Origin of the sequence: Kaistella sp. SH40-3 (genome assembly GCF_030686865.1) — a bacterium.
Lineage (GTDB): Bacteria > Bacteroidota > Bacteroidia > Flavobacteriales > Weeksellaceae > Kaistella.
This window is the reverse complement of sequence record NZ_JAQYUS010000003.1, coordinates 198,064-214,096: the sequence shown is the minus strand read 5'-3', so window position 1 is coordinate 214,096 and position 16,033 is coordinate 198,064. Positions and strand designations below refer to the sequence as shown.

Genomic DNA, 16,033 nt, shown 5'->3' with positions numbered 1-16,033 from the left:
CACCATTAAAATGAATTACAGAAAACAAATATTATTTGCTTTCCTATTTGTTATAGGGTTGCAAAATACCAAGGCGCAATTTACCATTACGAATACATTTGCTACTAATGATGCAACAGGATTGAAAATTGGTGATAACGCCTATTTAACTGCCGCTGCTGGAGCAGATCCTAATGGGCAAGGCTATTTAAGGTTAACTGAGGCTAAAACTAATCAAAAGGGTTATTTATATGTTCAACAAAGTTTTCCGACTTCATTAGGTGTTATTGCGGATTTTGAATATAAAACATGGCGAAATATTGCTGATACTACATACGATGGAGCAGATGGCTTCTCGGTTTTCCTCTTTGATGGTGCTACTACAGAAGCTAATTTTAAATTAGGAGGATACGGTGGATCTTTAGGGTATTCGCCGAATAGTGGTACAACACCCACTGGTCTGTCAGGCGGATATATTGGAATTGGTTTTGACGAATATGGAAATTTTTCCAACCCTAGTGAAGGGCGAGTTGGGGGACCTGGATATTCCCCAAATGCTGTCGTATTGCGTGGCCCAACAACTGCAACTGCCGGTACTACGAACCCTTTTTTAAAAAGTATAAATTTAGGAGATCGAACTGGAGGAGATGCCGCAATTAGAAAGAGAGATGAAATTGATTATAACACAACTACCGCGACCAGGCCTACAAATTCAGTTTTTTATAGAAGAGTCCAGGTAGAAATTTCCAAAAGTGGGGCAGATTATCTTGTTACTATTAGATGGAGAAAGCAAGGTCAGACATTGTTTACTAATATTATTTCCTACACGATGAGCGGAACGACTTATCCACTTCCAACTTCTCTTAAACTGGGATTTGCTGCTTCGACTGGTGGAGGATTTAATCTTCATGAAATACGAAATTTGATTCTTACAACACCTGGATTTATCCGCGTTGACAGCAGAGCAAATACCTCTTTTGTTTGTAAAGAGAAAAAAACACAGGTAGTTTTCAATATGGAAGTGACCAATGATACTGCAGCTGCATTGACCAAAATAGATTTTAAAAATAGAATTGTAGATGAAAATGAAGCCGTACTAACAAATAGTCAATTTACAATTACAGGCATCACCACTACCGGATTTATTAATTCTACCCTTCCTGGTACAAGTGTTACCAACCAATTCAGTGGAGAGGTAGGGCTTGCTAAAAATAGTTCTGGAATTGTCACGGTTACTGGATTTTATAATTCTAAAGGATTAAAAACGAATAAGAAATTGTTTAGCAAATCTTCCGTTAGTACTACTGAAATTACTGACACAGACCTCACCAATAACGTTGCGCAGTCTGAAGTTGTCGCACGGAAATGTTCAGTGATAAGCAATCCTATGCTTCCATCTTATACGAAGTAAATAAAAACGGTTTCAATATAATTGAAACCGTTATCTTTTTGAAAATATATTTTAAGCCAAAAACTCAATTTCTTTATCCTTGAAATCGCTGTTGTCAACTAATTTCTGCATCGTTTTCATAATTTTTTTTCGAAGTTTAGCAATTCTTCTCACATTTTTATCTTCGCTGTAATCAAAGATGTTGTCTTCAAAAGAAAAAGTATCGCCTTTTTTGAATTCGATTTTATTCTCTTTTAATTCTTTCAACAACATTAAGTTGGTCATTGTTTCTAATAAAACATGTTCTGTTTTTGCCAATTCTTCTAATGATTTTAGAACTTGCTTTTTATATTTCTTATTCGCTTTATCCATTTTTATCTTAATTTTATACCGTTAACTTAAGTCCTGCAAGTTAAGGTTTTAATGTAAATTTATCAAACTAATTTATCGCTGATTCACCTAAAGTTAATTCTACAAATTCTTATCTTTGTTAATTCATGAAAAGTAAAGATCTCTTAACCCTTATTGGATTTGCTAAAAATAAAAATCAAAAAGCACAAACTCAATTAATTAATTTATTTTGGGTTGATGTTTTTAGTTTTGTAATGAAGAAAGTTCAGGACGAACACGTTGCCGATGAACTCACGGTTTCTGTTTTTTCCAAAGTATTGGCCAAGTTAGATTTGTTTGATCCTAACTTTCAGTTTAAAACCTGGATTCTTACCATTGCTCAAAATACGATTATTGATTATTGGCGAAAAAAATCCCGTGAAAATGAAGATTCTACCGATAATTTCGATGGATTCAAAAATCACCTGGCACTTTCTCCAGAAGAATTGCTTATTTCTGAAGAAGATCAAAAGCAGATTTTAGCCATTATAGAAAGTTTAGATTCTAATTACAAAGACATTATTCAACTTCGGTTTTTTGAAGAAAAAAGCATTAAAGAGATTGCCGAAGAATTAAATATCACCGTGTCTAATACAAAGGTTAGAATTATGAGAGCCAAAAAACTTCTCGCTGAATTATTGAAAAACAAAGAATTGGAAGACTAATATTTCAATTTTACAAAAACGATTAATATTTTAGATTCAGAATTTTTTCTAAAGAACAACAATCTCAAGGTAGGAAACCAATCTAAAGATTTGTAAATTTGCTTTTTATTTTTAATAATGAACAACACACCAACTGATACAGTAATTCAAAAACCAAAATGGATTCGCGTAAAACTTCCGACCGGAAAGAACTATCGAGAACTCAGAACCTTGGTTGATAAATACAAACTTAACACGATTTGCCAAAGCGGAAGTTGTCCAAATATGGGCGAATGTTGGGGCGAAGGAACAGCAACCTTTATGATTTTGGGAAATATATGTACCCGAAGTTGTGGTTTTTGTGGTGTGAAAACAGGAAAGCCACTCGATGTGAATTGGGATGAACCGGAAAAAGTAGCACGTTCCATTAAATTGATGAAAATTAAACACGCCGTTTTAACTTCTGTTGATAGAGATGATTTGAAAGATATGGGATCGATTCTCTGGGCAGAAACGGTAAATGCGGTTCGCCGTATTTCTCCTGGAACGACCATGGAAACTTTGATTCCGGATTTTCAGGGAATTACAAAACACATCGACCGACTGATAGAAGTTCATCCGGAAGTTATTTCTCACAATATGGAAACGGTAAAACGACTGACCCGTGAAGTTCGAATTCAAGCTAAATACGAAAGAAGTTTAGAAGTTTTATCCTATTTAAAGGAAGCGGGACAAAAAAGAACCAAAACCGGATTAATGCTTGGTTTAGGTGAGGAAAATGCAGAGGTCTTTCAAACCATTGAAGATATTAGAAATGCAAACGTAGATGTAATCACAATTGGACAATATTTACAACCAACGAAGAAACATTTACCAGTGAAAAAATTCGTTACTCCAGAAGAATTTAATGAATTCGGTGATTTTGCAAGAAGTTTAGGGTTCCGTCATGTAGAGAGTTCACCGTTGGTAAGAAGTTCTTACCACGCTGAAAAGCATATTCATTAAAACGAAACTATTAAAATAGACTTAAGCGCAGCGATAACGTTGCGTTTTTTTATTTCTATACCATATAATTCTTATCTTTAAAACTTAAACTTTAATTATGAAAATCCTTAAAATATCCACCGTTTTATGCGCTCTGTTTTTTGCTTTCTCTTGCCAGGAAAAAAAAGCAGACGATATTATTAATTTAAATTCTGTGAAAACCATTTCGGGAAAAATGACGACCGAAGAAGTGAGTTATGATATTGATGGTAAAACGCATCAATCTTTTGTGGCTTATGAAGGTGATGCGGATCAAGTAAAACCTGTTGTTATGGTTTTGCCAGAATGGTGGGGCGTGACCGAATATACTAAAAACAGAGCCAAGGAATTGGCTGAACTGGGTTATTTTGCAATGGTAGTTGATTATTATGGCGAAGGCAAAACGGTAGATAATCCCGAAGAGGCAGCTAAATTATCTGGAGATTTTTACAAAGTTCCCATCAATGCGAAATTAATGTTCGACAAAGCAAAAGCACAACTTTTGAAATATCCTAATGCAAACTATGATAAAATCGCGGTGATTGGCTATTGTTTTGGTGGAGCACAAGCATTAAATATGGCAAGGCTTGAAGATGAATTAGTAGGCGTCGTGTCTTTTCACGGAAATTTAATGACTGGCTTGAAACCAAAAAATAATGCCGTAAAAATTCTAGTTTGCAATGGAGCAGCAGATACTTATGTGCCGGCGGAAGAAATTGCAGCTTTCAAAAAGCAGATGGATTCAGCAAAAATTGATTATAAATTCATAGATTATCCAAATGCTCTGCATTCATTTACCAATCCTGAGGCAACTGCAATGGGGGAGAAATTTAAAATGAAAGTAGCTTATAACAAAGAAGCGGATGAAAAATCATGGAATGATATGAGAGCTTTTCTTTCCGAAATTTTCAAATAAAAATATTTTAATTAAATCATAGAAGTCTCTTTCAAAATTGAAAGGGATTTTTTTGTGGAAATCTACAATGACAGGAAATAGGTAAAAAGAGAATCTATTTCTTTTCATTCATCATGTAAATAAGTTATAAAAGTCACAGTTTTTTTCCTGTATTTAGTAACTATTTCGGAAACAGTCACCATAATGAATTAAATTTATCACATTTTTAATCTGCTGGTTATTAGTGTTTTAGTATTATCGTTTTTCGTGAATTTAGCAAGTCAAAATCTTTCCCTGTAGAACTTGATAATTTATATTTGTTCATAATTAATAAATAAATTAATATGGAAAAGTTTTACAGTTTAGTACTAGGAGTTTGCAGTCTTGCTTTGACAAATGCGCAGGTCAGTGATCTTGGTAGTTATGTTCAGGTAAGTGATATTTCGAACACGGGCGTCGCTGTTGGTAACGTTTATGGAAGTGCATTTTTTATGTGGTCAGAAAATAACAGCGGAACCATCATTGGGGAGGCTGGGGCAAATGGCGTATCTGGAAATTGTAATATTTCAGCGGATGGTTCTGTGATTTCTATGTCGATTCCGAATCCTGCAAATCAAGATAAAGAGGAAGCGGTATTATATAAAGTAGCAGATCAGTCCTTACAATTTCTTGGTTATTTAGGGTTCTCTACGGGTATCGATACTTCTTCCGCCTGGGGAATGTCATCTGATGGTAAAAATTTTGTAGGATTTGCCTGGACCTCTGCCTCAAAAGGAGAAGCAGTAATCTGGAAAAACGGTGCTCCAACTGCAGGGTTGGGAAGTACGGTACCAACCAGAAGTTCCAGAGCTGATGCCGTGAGTGCAGACGGATCGGTTGTGGTAGGCTGGCAAGATGCAATAAATGGTGTTCGCCAGGGTGCAATTTGGATCAATGGTGTTCAGCAATTGCTAAAAGATAATAACGGTAATATTCTTGGAGCTGCCGTTGCTGTAAGCGCAGATGGAAAAACAGTAGTCGGTATAAAAAATGAAACTGGCGAAGGATATATCTGGAATCAAACAGAAGGTACAATTTTCTTAAGTAGCGACAATCCGGATTATATTACCAGTGTATCAGCGCTATCTGACGATGGTAAAGTAGCTATTGGATTATCTTTTGATCCAACGGAAAGTATTCTTTTAGGAGAAGGTTTTATCTGGACCAAAGAAGGAGGTAAAGTAAATCTAAACGACTATGTGACCAGTTTAGGATATAATGATTTAGACATTGTATTTTCAGTCCCAACAGGAATTTCACCAGACGGAAAATTCATCGGTGGTATCGGTGCTAATTTTGTAGAAAATGATGCGAAAGGATTTCTAATCAAACTTCCGGGAGTCTTAGCTTCTCAAGAGGTAAAAAGTATCAACAAAATAAGTGTTTATCCAAACCCGGTAATCGATTTCGTAACCATTAAATCTTCAGACAAGATAGAATCTGCAGAGGTTTATAGTACAGCAGGTCAATTGGTCTTCACGTTAAAAAATATTTTTAACGATAAGATTAATCTTACTTCCCTAACCAAAGGAATTTATATTCTTAAAGTTAAAACCGATAAAGGAGTTCAAACGGTAAAAATCATGAAGAACTAAGTTTTTTTCGAGTTTTTTTTTAAATGTAAAAAAGTCCCTATCGTATTCGATAAGGACTTTTTGTTTTTGTTACGTCTTAGTTTTTAAAATATTTTCTCAGTTTCCAAGCCATTTTTTCATGCTCTTGCATTAGTCCGTTTAAGAAATCTGCGGTTCCTGCATCTTTATGATCTTCTTCCACTTTATCTAAATTCTCACGAAGTGATTTCACGATACTTTCGTGATCAGAAACAAGTTCTTTTAGCATACCTTGAGTATCCGGCACTTTTCCCGGCGTTTCTTTCAGTTGAGATTCCTGCGCAAATTCAGAGGTTGTTCCAATTGCTGTTCCACCTAAGGTCGCAATTCTTTCTGCAACTTCATCAGCGGCTTCTGCTACTGCAGTGTATTGATCTTCAAATAAAAGATGCAATTCCATAAAGTTATCTCCCGATAAATTCCAGTGGAATTTTCTTAATTTAATGTAAAGAATATTTCCATCAGCCAAAACTGAATTTAAAATTTTGTGTACTGCGGTTAAGTTTTTCTGTGTTATTCCTAAGTCTGGTTTCATATTTTATATTTTTTAATGTGTTAATATTATATGTGTAAATTTCCTTCTCTTCCGTCATCGTTGTCAGATTTCTGTCCAGTAATCGCTGCGGTTGCAAAGTGAAGCATCGATACGAACTTTCCGACTTTTGGCTCCCAATAATAAGTTTCCTCCGGAGTCACTCTAATCACTGAAACATTTGGATCCTCTTTTCCATCAAACCAGGCATTTGCCATGGGCGTCCATTTATCTTCAATGGTACTTTTGTCTTTATATATAAATGCCTTCCCCAAAATGGAAAGATATTCAGAATTGCCGTTGTTCATAAAATAAAGTTGAACACGGTTGTCTTCTTTTATTTCAAAATTTTTGTGACTTTGCTCGCTGCTCAAAAACCAAAGATTTCCTTCTTCATCGGTCTCTTTCAGGCTCATCGGTCTCGACGCGTTCGGAATGGTATCTAAATCTGTACAGAACATACAGATTCTTGCGCTTTCAGATAGTTTCTTTAAAGTTTCTATGGCTTCTTTTTGACTTAAATTCTCGGTTGACATAAATTTGAATTTTTTAATGTTAAGAAATGATTCGTCAGAGTTGACAGAATCGAATTTCATTGGTATTAAAGTAGATTCAAAAAGCAAACCATTATTCGTTAAAACAAATTTTAAATTGTTAAAATTTTCTTAAATCACATTAATTCGTAATTTTTATGGCAATTTATTGTGGATTTAAAACTGCGGCGTAGTTTTTGATTTTGGACATTTGAAATATTCATTAGCAGATTATTTCAAATGTGATCAAAAAGTATAAATCATGACTAATTTAAAAAAAATAGCAATTCCTGTGGCAGTAGGTATTTTCGGACTTGCCTTGTTAAGTTCTTGTTCCGTTGGACTTCCGAAAGGAGCATCAGCAGTTCAAAACTTTAATTCTCAAAAGTTTCTGGGTAAATGGTACGAAATCGCACGCTTCGATTACCGGTTTGAGAAAAACATGAACAACGTCACCGCCACCTATTCCAAGAAAGACAACGGAAATATCAAGGTGGATAACAAAGGGTACGATTATATAAAAAATAAATGGAAGGAAAGTATCGGTGAAGCCAAATTAGTAAAAAATGAAAATATTGGCGAATTAAAAGTCTCTTTTTTCAAACCGATTTGGGCAGGTTACAACGTTATCGATATTGATGAGGATTATAAATATGCTTTAATTGCAGGTAATAATCTGGACTATCTCTGGATTCTTTCCCGTGAGAAAACCATTCCTGCAGAATACAAACAGCGGTTTTTAGCAAAAGCAAAAAGTATTGGTTACAACACCGATCAATTGATTTGGGTGGAACACGATAAATAAGATTTAAATTTATTGGGCAGACATTTCCGCCTTCCACTCCCAATCTTTTTTTGCCTCGGCATTTGCTAACGCCAAAAAAAGGATTTCCGTTCAAGTCGGGCTGCAATTCGCGCAACTTTACAAATACTGAATTTTATTTCACTTTCCGGAATAAAATTCAGTATTTTTAAATCCTTAAATTCTTATATGAAAGCAATCCTTATCACCATCGGCGACGAAATCCTTTCCGGAAATACGGTCGATACCAATTCTAATTTTATTGCTGGAGAACTCAAAAAAATCGGAATTCCTGTGGTTCAGATTTTTACGGTTTCAGATGAAATAGAAAGTATTAAAGATAGTCTGGATGCTGCCCTCAAATTAGGCGATCTAGTCATTGCAACGGGCGGACTCGGACCGACCAAAGATGATAAAACCAAAACGGCTTTTAAAGAATTTTTCCACGATGAAATCATTTTGGATCCGGATACTTTCGAACATCTTAGAAAATATTTCGAAAAAAGAAATCGAGGACATTTATTAGAGTTGAATAAACCACAGGCCGAAGTTTTAAGCAAAGCCTTTATTTTCCAGAACGAAAACGGCAGCGCTCCTTGCCAGATGATTCAGGAAAATGGCAAGATTGTAATATCACTTCCTGGCGTTCCATACGAAGTAAAACCTTTAATTAAAGATAAGATCATTCCTTTTCTCGCCCAGAAGTTCAGTTTAAATCACATCGTAACCCAGACCATTTCCGTGGTCGGAATTCCTGAAAGTTTATTGTCAGAACAAATCGAATCCTGGGAACTGGCTTTACCAGAAGATATTTCACTGTCTTATCTTCCCGTCGGAAACCGAATAAAATTACGCCTCACCGCTCAAGGTAAAAGTGAAAAAGAGTTAGAGCAAAGAATAGATAGGGAAGTTCAAAAACTAAAACCGCTAATCGGAGACAACGTTATTTCCTGGAGCGGCGATAATATCGAAGAGATTTTAAAAGAAATTTTGGATGAAAAGAAACTGACCGTTTCCACGGCAGAAAGTTGTACAGGCGGCGAATTATCGAGGTTGCTAACCTCAATATCGGGCAGTTCAACTTATTTCCTAGGCGGAATTGTGGCTTACGATTATCATAAGAAAATAGAAATCTTAGGCGTTTCAGAAAAAACAATTCAGGAGAAAACAGTGGTTTCAGAAGAAGTTGCACAGGAAATGAGTTTCGGTGCTCAAAAATTATTCAAGACCAATATCTCACTTTCTACAACCGGCGTTTCCGGCCCAAATTCCGATGAATTTAATAATGAAATTGGAGCGGCTTTTTATTCTATTCGAGTTAATGATTTCGAGAAAACCAATCGTTTACATCTTCCACATTTTGAAAGAAATGATTTTGCAAACTTCGTTTCACAAAGAGTTTTACAGGATTTGGTGGAGATTTTAATAAAAGAAAAATATTAATATTTTACAGTTCAAAAATAAGATCCTCTGTAAAAGCAATACATTCAAGATTCTCGCAAGACTTAGTATCCAAACCTGTAAATTCACTAAAAGCAGGAAGAATTAATTGATTGTCAGAAACTCTAAAACATGGCAATCGTACCGTTTTTCTTCTTTCCAACTTCACCGTTACGCCGGGATGAAGATGTCCTGAAATCGAAAAATCATTTTCGGAATCTAGAGGTTCATGGATAAAAGTAAAAGGTTCCAATTTCAAAGAATTATCAACAATTGTGATATCCAAATGCTTCAGGAAATCTGCTTTGTGAATGTCGTGATTTCCTTTAATTAAAATAATTTTTAAACTAGAATTCTTCGAACGCCACTCCTCGAAAAGTTCGAAATCTTTATTTTTTCCAGCGTGTAAAAAATCGCCCACAATTAATAATTGTTCTGCGGAGAAATTTTCAATTAAAATTGATAAACGTGTTAAATCCTTTTCTAAAATATCCGACGGAATCGGAATTCCATTTTTACGGAAATAGGCCGTTTTTCCAATGTGCAGATCGCTGATAATGACTGCTTTTTGTTCTTGCCAAAATAAAGCGCGCTGATTGGTAAATACGAGTGTTTGGTTTTGGATGGATTTTTCTAAAGTCTGCAACGTCATTTTTTCATTTTCTTTTTCATGGCTTCCATTTTCATGCGGAGAATTCGGGCTTTTAAATCTTCACTGCTTAAACTTTGACGTAAACTGTCCACTTTAATCGGGAAACTTAAGGGCGTAAAGGTATTTGAATTTTTAATAATAATTTCACTTTCATGAATTCTCTTAAAGGCTTCCACCAATCTCGCTTCATCAATTTGCTGAAAGAACACTTCAGAATAGGCTTGCTTTAACAGTAAGTTTTCGGGATCAAAATCTTCCAAAACATTAAAGATCAATCCTGATGAAGATTGCAAATTTTTATTGTTTTTCTGCTGTCCCGGATAAGTCCGAATGACCATTCCTGAAATGACTGCGATATCGCGAAACTTTCGTCTGGCCATTTCAGTTGAATTTACGGAGGCCATCACATCTCTAATTAGATTTTCTTTGGATAAAATCTCGTGAATGTTTTCCTCCGTTAAAGGAATTTCCAGTTTCGAAAATAATTCAAAACCATAATCGTTCATCGCAATCGAAAAAGAAATCGGGGAAATTCTCGAAATTCGATAGGCAATTAAGGCGGACATCACTTCATGGATTAATCTTCCCTCAAATGGATACATAAATAAATGATGACCTTCGCGCGTTTTGATGCGTTCGACCAAAAACTCATTTTCACTGGGAATATGGGAGTTTTCCTGTTGACTCATCAAAAGTGGATGTAAAAATTGCAGTTCTTTTTCGGAGGATTTTGCATCCAAAGATTCAGAGAGTTTCTGTCTCAGAAAAACGCTTAAGTATGATGACATAGGCAATCTTCCACCCAAATAACTCGGTACAATTCCTTTGCCGGTAGAGTTCCGAACATAAACAGTCATTTCTTTAACGTGAGAAACTTCCAAAACTCGTCCAGCCAAAATAAACTTATTATTCTTCTTCAGTTTCGAAATGAAATACTCCTCAATCATTCCGACATAACCGCCCGAAAAGAATTTTACTTTCAACATCGAATCGCTGACAATTGCACCAATATTCATTCGATGCAACATAGCAATTCGGCGGGAAGTTACTTTGTACAAGCCATTTTCAATAACGACCTTATGATATTCTTCGTAGTTTTTTAATTTTCCACCGACCGTTATAAATGTTAAAATCCAATTCCATTCTTCAGGAGATAAATCTCTAAAAGCATTAGTTGACGTAATTTGTTTGTAGGTTTGCTTTTCGTCAAATCCATCGCCTACAGCCAAAGTCAAAACAAACTGCAGCAAAACATCATAACATAAAACCAGAGGTTCACGCGGCTCAATCTTATTTTGTTTTACGGCTTCCTTTAAAGCAGCAACTTCAATTAATTCTAAGGAATGCGTGGGAACGAAATATATTTTAGAAGTTTCAAAAGGCGAGTGTCCACTTCGTCCGGCACGTTGTAGAAATCTGGCAATTCCTTTGCTGGAACCAATTTGAATCACGGTATCGACCGGTTTAAAATCAACTCCCAAATCTAAAGATGAGGTTGAAATAACGGCTTTTAAATAACCTGAAGATAAATTTTCTTCAATCCAGATTCGAATATCTTTATCGACGGAACTGTGATGGATCGCGATTTGTCCCGCAAAATCCGGATGCGTATTCAGCAAAACCTGATACCACATTTCCGCCTGACTTCGCGTATTCGTAAAAACCAAAGTCGTTTGACTTTCTAAAATAATGGGAATAATCTTATCGGCGAGTTTTGTTCCCAAATGTCCGGCCCAAGGAAGAACTTCAACATCATCCGGAAAGACGGATTTGATTTCGATCTTCTTTTTTTCCTTCGCAACAACTTTTGTTTTTTTGATGTCATAAGGAATAAGAACATTCATCGCTTCCTCTAAATTTCCGATGGTTGCTGTAATTCCCCAGATTCGTAACTTTTTCTGATAACTAAAGATTCTTGATACGGCGAGTTCGCTCATCACTCCACGTTTTGAACTCAATAATTCATGCCATTCATCAACAACAATGCATTGTAAACTTTTAAAGAATTTTTGATGTTGTTTCTGAGCGAGAAGTAAATGCAAACTTTCGGGCGTGATGATTAAAATATCAGGCATTTTCTTTGTTTGCTTTGCTCTGTCTTTGGTAGAAGTATCACCATTTCGAACTGCAACTTCCCAATCCAAACCAATTTCTTCCAAAGCCTCGCTCATTGCTTTTGCGATATCTTTTGCTAAAGCGCGAAGTGGTGTAATCCACAATAATTTCATTCCGGTCTTGTAATTCGCCGGATGATTCATATAATCGATGACTACCGCTAAAAAGACGGAGAATGTTTTACCAAAACCTGTTGGAGCAATTACCATTCCTGAATAATTGTTGGAAAATTTAAACCAGGTTTCAGACTGAAAACCAAATGGTTCCCGATCTTTTTCATCCATCCATTTTTTGATGATCTGGAAACCTGTGGAGTTTTTAAATTTTTCGGTCATTCAGATTTTTAAATATAGGTTTAAACACTAATAACACAAGTGATTGCACGAATTTCACGAATGAATATTATAATTGAAGTTATCTTTTAACAAGGTTCTTGCAACTTATTTTTTGCTATTTTGATTAATTTAGAAGAAATAAACTTTTGTGACTTTGTGGTTTAAAAAATTAGGTGATCAGTTTTTTTATTTCGTCGAGTTCATCAATTTCTTCTACAGTTTTATCGCGACGCCACCTAACAATCCGGGGGAATCTCAAAGCCACGCCACTTTTATGTCGGCTGCTAAAACCAATTCCTTCGAAAGCAATTTCAAAAACAAGTTCAGGTTTCACGGTTCGAACAGGACCGAATTTTTCAATGGCATTTTTATTCACAAACTTGCTGACTTCCATGATTTCCTTGTCGGTCAATCCGGAGTATGCTTTTGCAATTGTGACTAATTTATCTTCGTTTTTAACGGCAAAAGTATAATCGGTGTAATAATTACTACGTCGTCCGGAACCTTTTTGTGCATAAATTAAAACGGCGTCAATCGTGAGCGGACTGACTTTCCATTTCCACCAATCGCCTTTTTTTCGACCGGCATGATAGTGAGAATTGAGTTCTTTCAGCATCAAACCTTCGGAGTTATTGTCACGGGAATTTTCCCGAACTTCTGCTAAGTCTTCCCAAGTTTCCGCGTGAACGATTTCAGAAATTCTAATTCTTTCGACGGGACAATTTTCAATTAAACTTTCTAAAAGCAATCTTCTTTCAGATAAAGGTTTTTCTCTTAAATCTTCAAATTCCAGTTCTAAAATATCGTACACGAAAATATGAACTGGTAGTTCTTCCAACATTTTCTTTGGAATTGTTTTCCGATTCAAACGTTTTTGCAGTTCATTAAAATTAAGGACTTTATCATCTTTAACAACGAGAATTTCTCCATCAATGGCAAAATTTCCTTCCATTTCTTTTAAAGCCGAAACGATTTCAGGAAACTGTTCGGTTACCAATTCTTCTCCGCGAGACCAAATGAAAATCTCGTCATTTCGTTTGATAAACTGTCCACGGATACCGTCCCATTTAAATTCTGCCAGCCAGTTTTTTCGGTCGCCTAAATCGTGCGTTTCTTTCTCTAAAGGATAAGCAAGACAAAACGGATAAGGTTTGGATTCATCTGGATTAATGTTGGTTCCCTGAATCAAATCATCAAAATTTTCTTCCTCTATTTTCCATTTTCCCATGATGGAATGCATCAGGATATTTCCATCAACACCGGAAAATTTAGCAAGAGCATTAATTAATAATTTTTTAGAAACTCCAATACGGAAACTGCCGCCAATTAATTTATTAAAGATGAAACGTTCGACATGATTTAAACCGTTCCAGGATTCCAAAACATATTTTTTCTTTTCTTCATCGGTTTGATCTTTCAAGGCAATGAGTTCCGTCATCCATTGTGTTAAAGATTTATCGATTTCATTTTCAGCATTGGGAAGAATCAGTGATAAAGTTTCGCCCAAATCGCCGACGGAAGAGTAGGATTCAATAAAAAGCCATTCCGGAAGTTGCGTAATTTCTAAAGCCCATTGTTTTAACAGATTTGTATTCACGGGTCTTTTCGGACGTTTCCCTGTAAACAAAGCCAAAAACCACAACTTATCGTTGGCTTCTGCTGTTTGCAAATAGGAAACCATTGCCTCTACTTTCGCGGTGGTTTTATTTGTGCTGTCGAGCGCATTGATGAGTTGGGCAAAATCTTTCATTTAATCTTCTATCAATTCTTTTTCATTGCTTTCTTCGTCGCCAAAAATGGTTTTTAATTCGACGGCGTTGATTCCAATTTCATTTAAATATTTTGAAAAGACAGCAGTTTGTCCATGAGTCACGTAGACTTTTTCTGCTTCGGTCGCTTTTACAGTTTCGATTAATCCAGTCCAATCGGCATGATCGGAAATAGCGAAACCTGCATCTGCAGACCGCCAGCGTCGCGAACCACGGACCTGCATCCAACCGGAACAAATTGCCGTCGCACGGTTTGGGATTTTTTTAATAATGTTGGAATCAAATAAAGCGGGCGGTAAAATCACGATTTCACCATCAGCGTGTTTTACACTCTCCTGAAAATCCAGTGTTTCGTATTCTGGTAAATCAATTCCGACGGATTCCATTCCTTCGTTAAGTTTTCCGATAGAGCGGTGGACGAAAATTTTTCCACTTCCTTCGATTGACTTCATAATTCTTTGGGCTTTTCCTAAAGAGTAGCCGATGAAGACTGAGGTTTTTCCATTATCTTTATTCTGTTGAACCCAAGTCTGCATTAATTCTGCATTTTCCTGAGGCTTTAACCAGTGATAGATCGGAAGTCCAAACGTACTTTCTGTGATAAATTCATTACATTTCACCAAATCAAAAGGCGTTGATAAACCGTCGTCATCTGTTTTGTAATCGCCGGAAAACACGATGACATATCCTTTGTATTCCATTCTAATCTGGGCAGATCCTATAATATGTCCGGCAGGAAACATGGAAACTTTTACTCCATTAATATTGATTTCTTCGCCATAACCAATGGTTTGAATCTCAATGTCTGGACCGATTCTATGTTGTAAAATAGGTTTGGTAAAATGGTGACATAAATATTTTTTCATTCCCCAACGTGCATGATCACCGTGTCCATGAGAAATCACAGCAAGGTCAACAGGTTTCCACGGATCGATATAAAATTTCCCCGGAATGCAGTAAATTCCTTTGTCGGTTAATTTGATGAATGTTTTTGATTTCATAAAAAGTGGAGAAAATGAATTTTAAGAAAAGATAATTTAAGCATATTCAAAAACTACACCTTTCTATCTTGATTTATATTGCTATTCTTAAAAATCGGTTAAATCGTTGAAACTTTCATTCTCTAAAAAAAGGATGATTTCAAAATAAAAAAGAGTTAGAATCGTTATCTTTACTTAACTAAATTTAAAATTATGAAAAAAATAGTAGTAGGTTTAATGATGATTGTGATGCAATATTCATTTGGTCAGGTAACTAGAAATGTGGGAGAGTTTTCATCACTGAAAGTGTATGATAAAATTATCGTGGAGCTTATTCCATCGAATGAAAATAAATTTGAGGCCGAAACTGATGACGTAGAAACCGTCAATAAAAATGGGGAATTGAAAATCAGAATGGCACCTGCAAGAATGTTACCGGGAACTCCGCCTTCTGTAAAAGTATATTATCAAAGTTTGAATAATTTACAGGCGAGTCAAGGTTCTTCAATTAGTTCTAGCGGAACTGTAAAAGCAAAAATGTTGAGTTTAACGGCCAATGAAGGTTCAAAAATAGATTTGGGAATTAACACTGGAAAACTAAATGTTAAAACCAATTCCGGTGGCGAAATTAACCTAACCGGGAAAGCAGATAATCAAGATATCATCGTGAATTCTGGTGGTAAATTTTACGGTAAAAAATTAGATGCCCAAAGTGCAACGGTTACCGCAAATGCTGGTGGAATTGCAGAAGTATTTGCAACTGAATGGGTAGATGCAACGACCAGAGCGGGCGGAAATATAGATGTTTATGGTGATCCAGATGATCGAAAATTTAAAAATGTAATTGGTGGAAAAATCACCTTTAAATAAATCACTGAAAGTCATTCGCTAAGAATGGCTTT

Annotated in this window: 15 protein-coding genes; 8 read left to right on the top strand and 7 right to left on the bottom strand. The window is 35.8% G+C overall.

Going from position 1 to position 16,033, the window contains the following annotated elements; translation table 11 throughout:
- Window positions 1-10 precede the first annotated feature (10 nt).
- Window positions 11-1,390: a hypothetical protein gene (locus PUH65_RS06875; RefSeq protein ID WP_305519130.1), complete on the top strand. Its 1,380-nt coding sequence runs from the start codon at window positions 11-13 to the stop codon at window positions 1,388-1,390.
- Between the two features lie 51 nt (window positions 1,391-1,441).
- Here PUH65_RS06875 and PUH65_RS06870 read toward each other — a convergent pair whose 3' ends face one another.
- Window positions 1,442-1,741 (bottom strand): hypothetical protein, encoded by a 300-nt coding sequence (locus PUH65_RS06870; protein ID WP_305519128.1) that lies wholly within the window; start codon window positions 1,739-1,741, stop codon window positions 1,442-1,444.
- Between the two features lie 125 nt (window positions 1,742-1,866).
- On the opposite strand from PUH65_RS06870, the gene PUH65_RS06865 reads away from it, so the two are divergent.
- The 4 genes from PUH65_RS06865 to PUH65_RS06850 all read left to right on the top strand — a co-directional run bounded on the left by PUH65_RS06865 (window position 1,867) and on the right by PUH65_RS06850 (window position 5,955).
- Window positions 1,867-2,424, top strand: coding sequence for an RNA polymerase sigma factor (locus tag PUH65_RS06865; protein ID WP_305519126.1), 558 nt, complete (start codon window positions 1,867-1,869; stop codon window positions 2,422-2,424).
- Window positions 2,425-2,541: 117 nt separating this feature from the next.
- Window positions 2,542-3,408 (top strand): lipoyl synthase, encoded by an 867-nt coding sequence (gene lipA / locus PUH65_RS06860; RefSeq protein WP_305519124.1) that lies wholly within the window; start codon window positions 2,542-2,544, stop codon window positions 3,406-3,408.
- A gap of 97 nt (window positions 3,409-3,505) precedes the next feature.
- Complete coding sequence (locus PUH65_RS06855) at window positions 3,506-4,342, top strand: dienelactone hydrolase family protein (RefSeq protein ID WP_305519122.1); 837 nt, start codon at window positions 3,506-3,508, stop codon at window positions 4,340-4,342.
- A 323-nt stretch (window positions 4,343-4,665) separates the two neighbouring features.
- Window positions 4,666-5,955, top strand: a complete 1,290-nt coding sequence (locus PUH65_RS06850; protein ID WP_305519121.1) for a T9SS type A sorting domain-containing protein — start codon at window positions 4,666-4,668, stop codon at window positions 5,953-5,955.
- A 76-nt stretch (window positions 5,956-6,031) separates the two neighbouring features.
- On the opposite strand, the gene PUH65_RS06845 is transcribed toward PUH65_RS06850, so the two are convergent.
- The gene (locus PUH65_RS06845) at window positions 6,032-6,508 is read right to left on the bottom strand and encodes a Dps family protein (RefSeq protein ID WP_305519120.1); all 477 of its coding nucleotides are present in this window, start codon (window positions 6,506-6,508) and stop codon (window positions 6,032-6,034) included.
- Window positions 6,509-6,534: 26 nt separating this feature from the next.
- Window positions 6,535-7,041: a pyridoxamine 5'-phosphate oxidase family protein gene (locus tag PUH65_RS06840; protein ID WP_305519119.1), complete on the bottom strand. Its 507-nt coding sequence runs from the start codon at window positions 7,039-7,041 to the stop codon at window positions 6,535-6,537.
- A gap of 259 nt (window positions 7,042-7,300) precedes the next feature.
- Between PUH65_RS06840 and PUH65_RS06835 the strand changes: the two genes are divergently transcribed.
- Complete coding sequence (locus tag PUH65_RS06835; RefSeq protein WP_305519118.1) at window positions 7,301-7,843, top strand: lipocalin family protein; 543 nt, start codon at window positions 7,301-7,303, stop codon at window positions 7,841-7,843.
- A 186-nt stretch (window positions 7,844-8,029) separates the two neighbouring features.
- Window positions 8,030-9,283 carry a CinA family nicotinamide mononucleotide deamidase-related protein gene (locus PUH65_RS06830; protein ID WP_305519117.1) on the top strand — a complete coding sequence of 418 codons (1,254 nt, stop codon included), beginning with the start codon at window positions 8,030-8,032 and terminating at the stop codon, window positions 9,281-9,283.
- A 4-nt stretch (window positions 9,284-9,287) separates the two neighbouring features.
- Here PUH65_RS06830 and pdeM read toward each other — a convergent pair whose 3' ends face one another.
- The 4 genes from pdeM to PUH65_RS06810 form a co-directional block, all read right to left on the bottom strand.
- On the bottom strand, window positions 9,288-9,932 hold the full coding sequence (gene pdeM, locus PUH65_RS06825; RefSeq protein ID WP_305519115.1) for a ligase-associated DNA damage response endonuclease PdeM: 645 nt from the start codon (window positions 9,930-9,932) through the stop codon (window positions 9,288-9,290).
- The gene (locus PUH65_RS06820; RefSeq protein ID WP_305519113.1) at window positions 9,929-12,382 is read right to left on the bottom strand and encodes a ligase-associated DNA damage response DEXH box helicase; all 2,454 of its coding nucleotides are present in this window, start codon (window positions 12,380-12,382) and stop codon (window positions 9,929-9,931) included. The genes pdeM and PUH65_RS06820 overlap by 4 nt, the downstream gene beginning before the upstream one ends.
- Before the next feature lie 169 nt (window positions 12,383-12,551).
- Window positions 12,552-14,132 carry an ATP-dependent DNA ligase gene (locus tag PUH65_RS06815; RefSeq protein WP_305519112.1) on the bottom strand — a complete coding sequence of 527 codons (1,581 nt, stop codon included), beginning with the start codon at window positions 14,130-14,132 and terminating at the stop codon, window positions 12,552-12,554.
- Window positions 14,133-15,152 (bottom strand): ligase-associated DNA damage response exonuclease, encoded by a 1,020-nt coding sequence (locus PUH65_RS06810; RefSeq protein WP_305519111.1) that lies wholly within the window; start codon window positions 15,150-15,152, stop codon window positions 14,133-14,135.
- A 192-nt stretch (window positions 15,153-15,344) separates the two neighbouring features.
- On the opposite strand from PUH65_RS06810, the gene PUH65_RS06805 reads away from it, so the two are divergent.
- Window positions 15,345-16,001 carry a head GIN domain-containing protein gene (locus PUH65_RS06805; protein ID WP_305519110.1) on the top strand — a complete coding sequence of 219 codons (657 nt, stop codon included), beginning with the start codon at window positions 15,345-15,347 and terminating at the stop codon, window positions 15,999-16,001.
- Window positions 16,002-16,033: the final 32 nt, after the last annotated feature.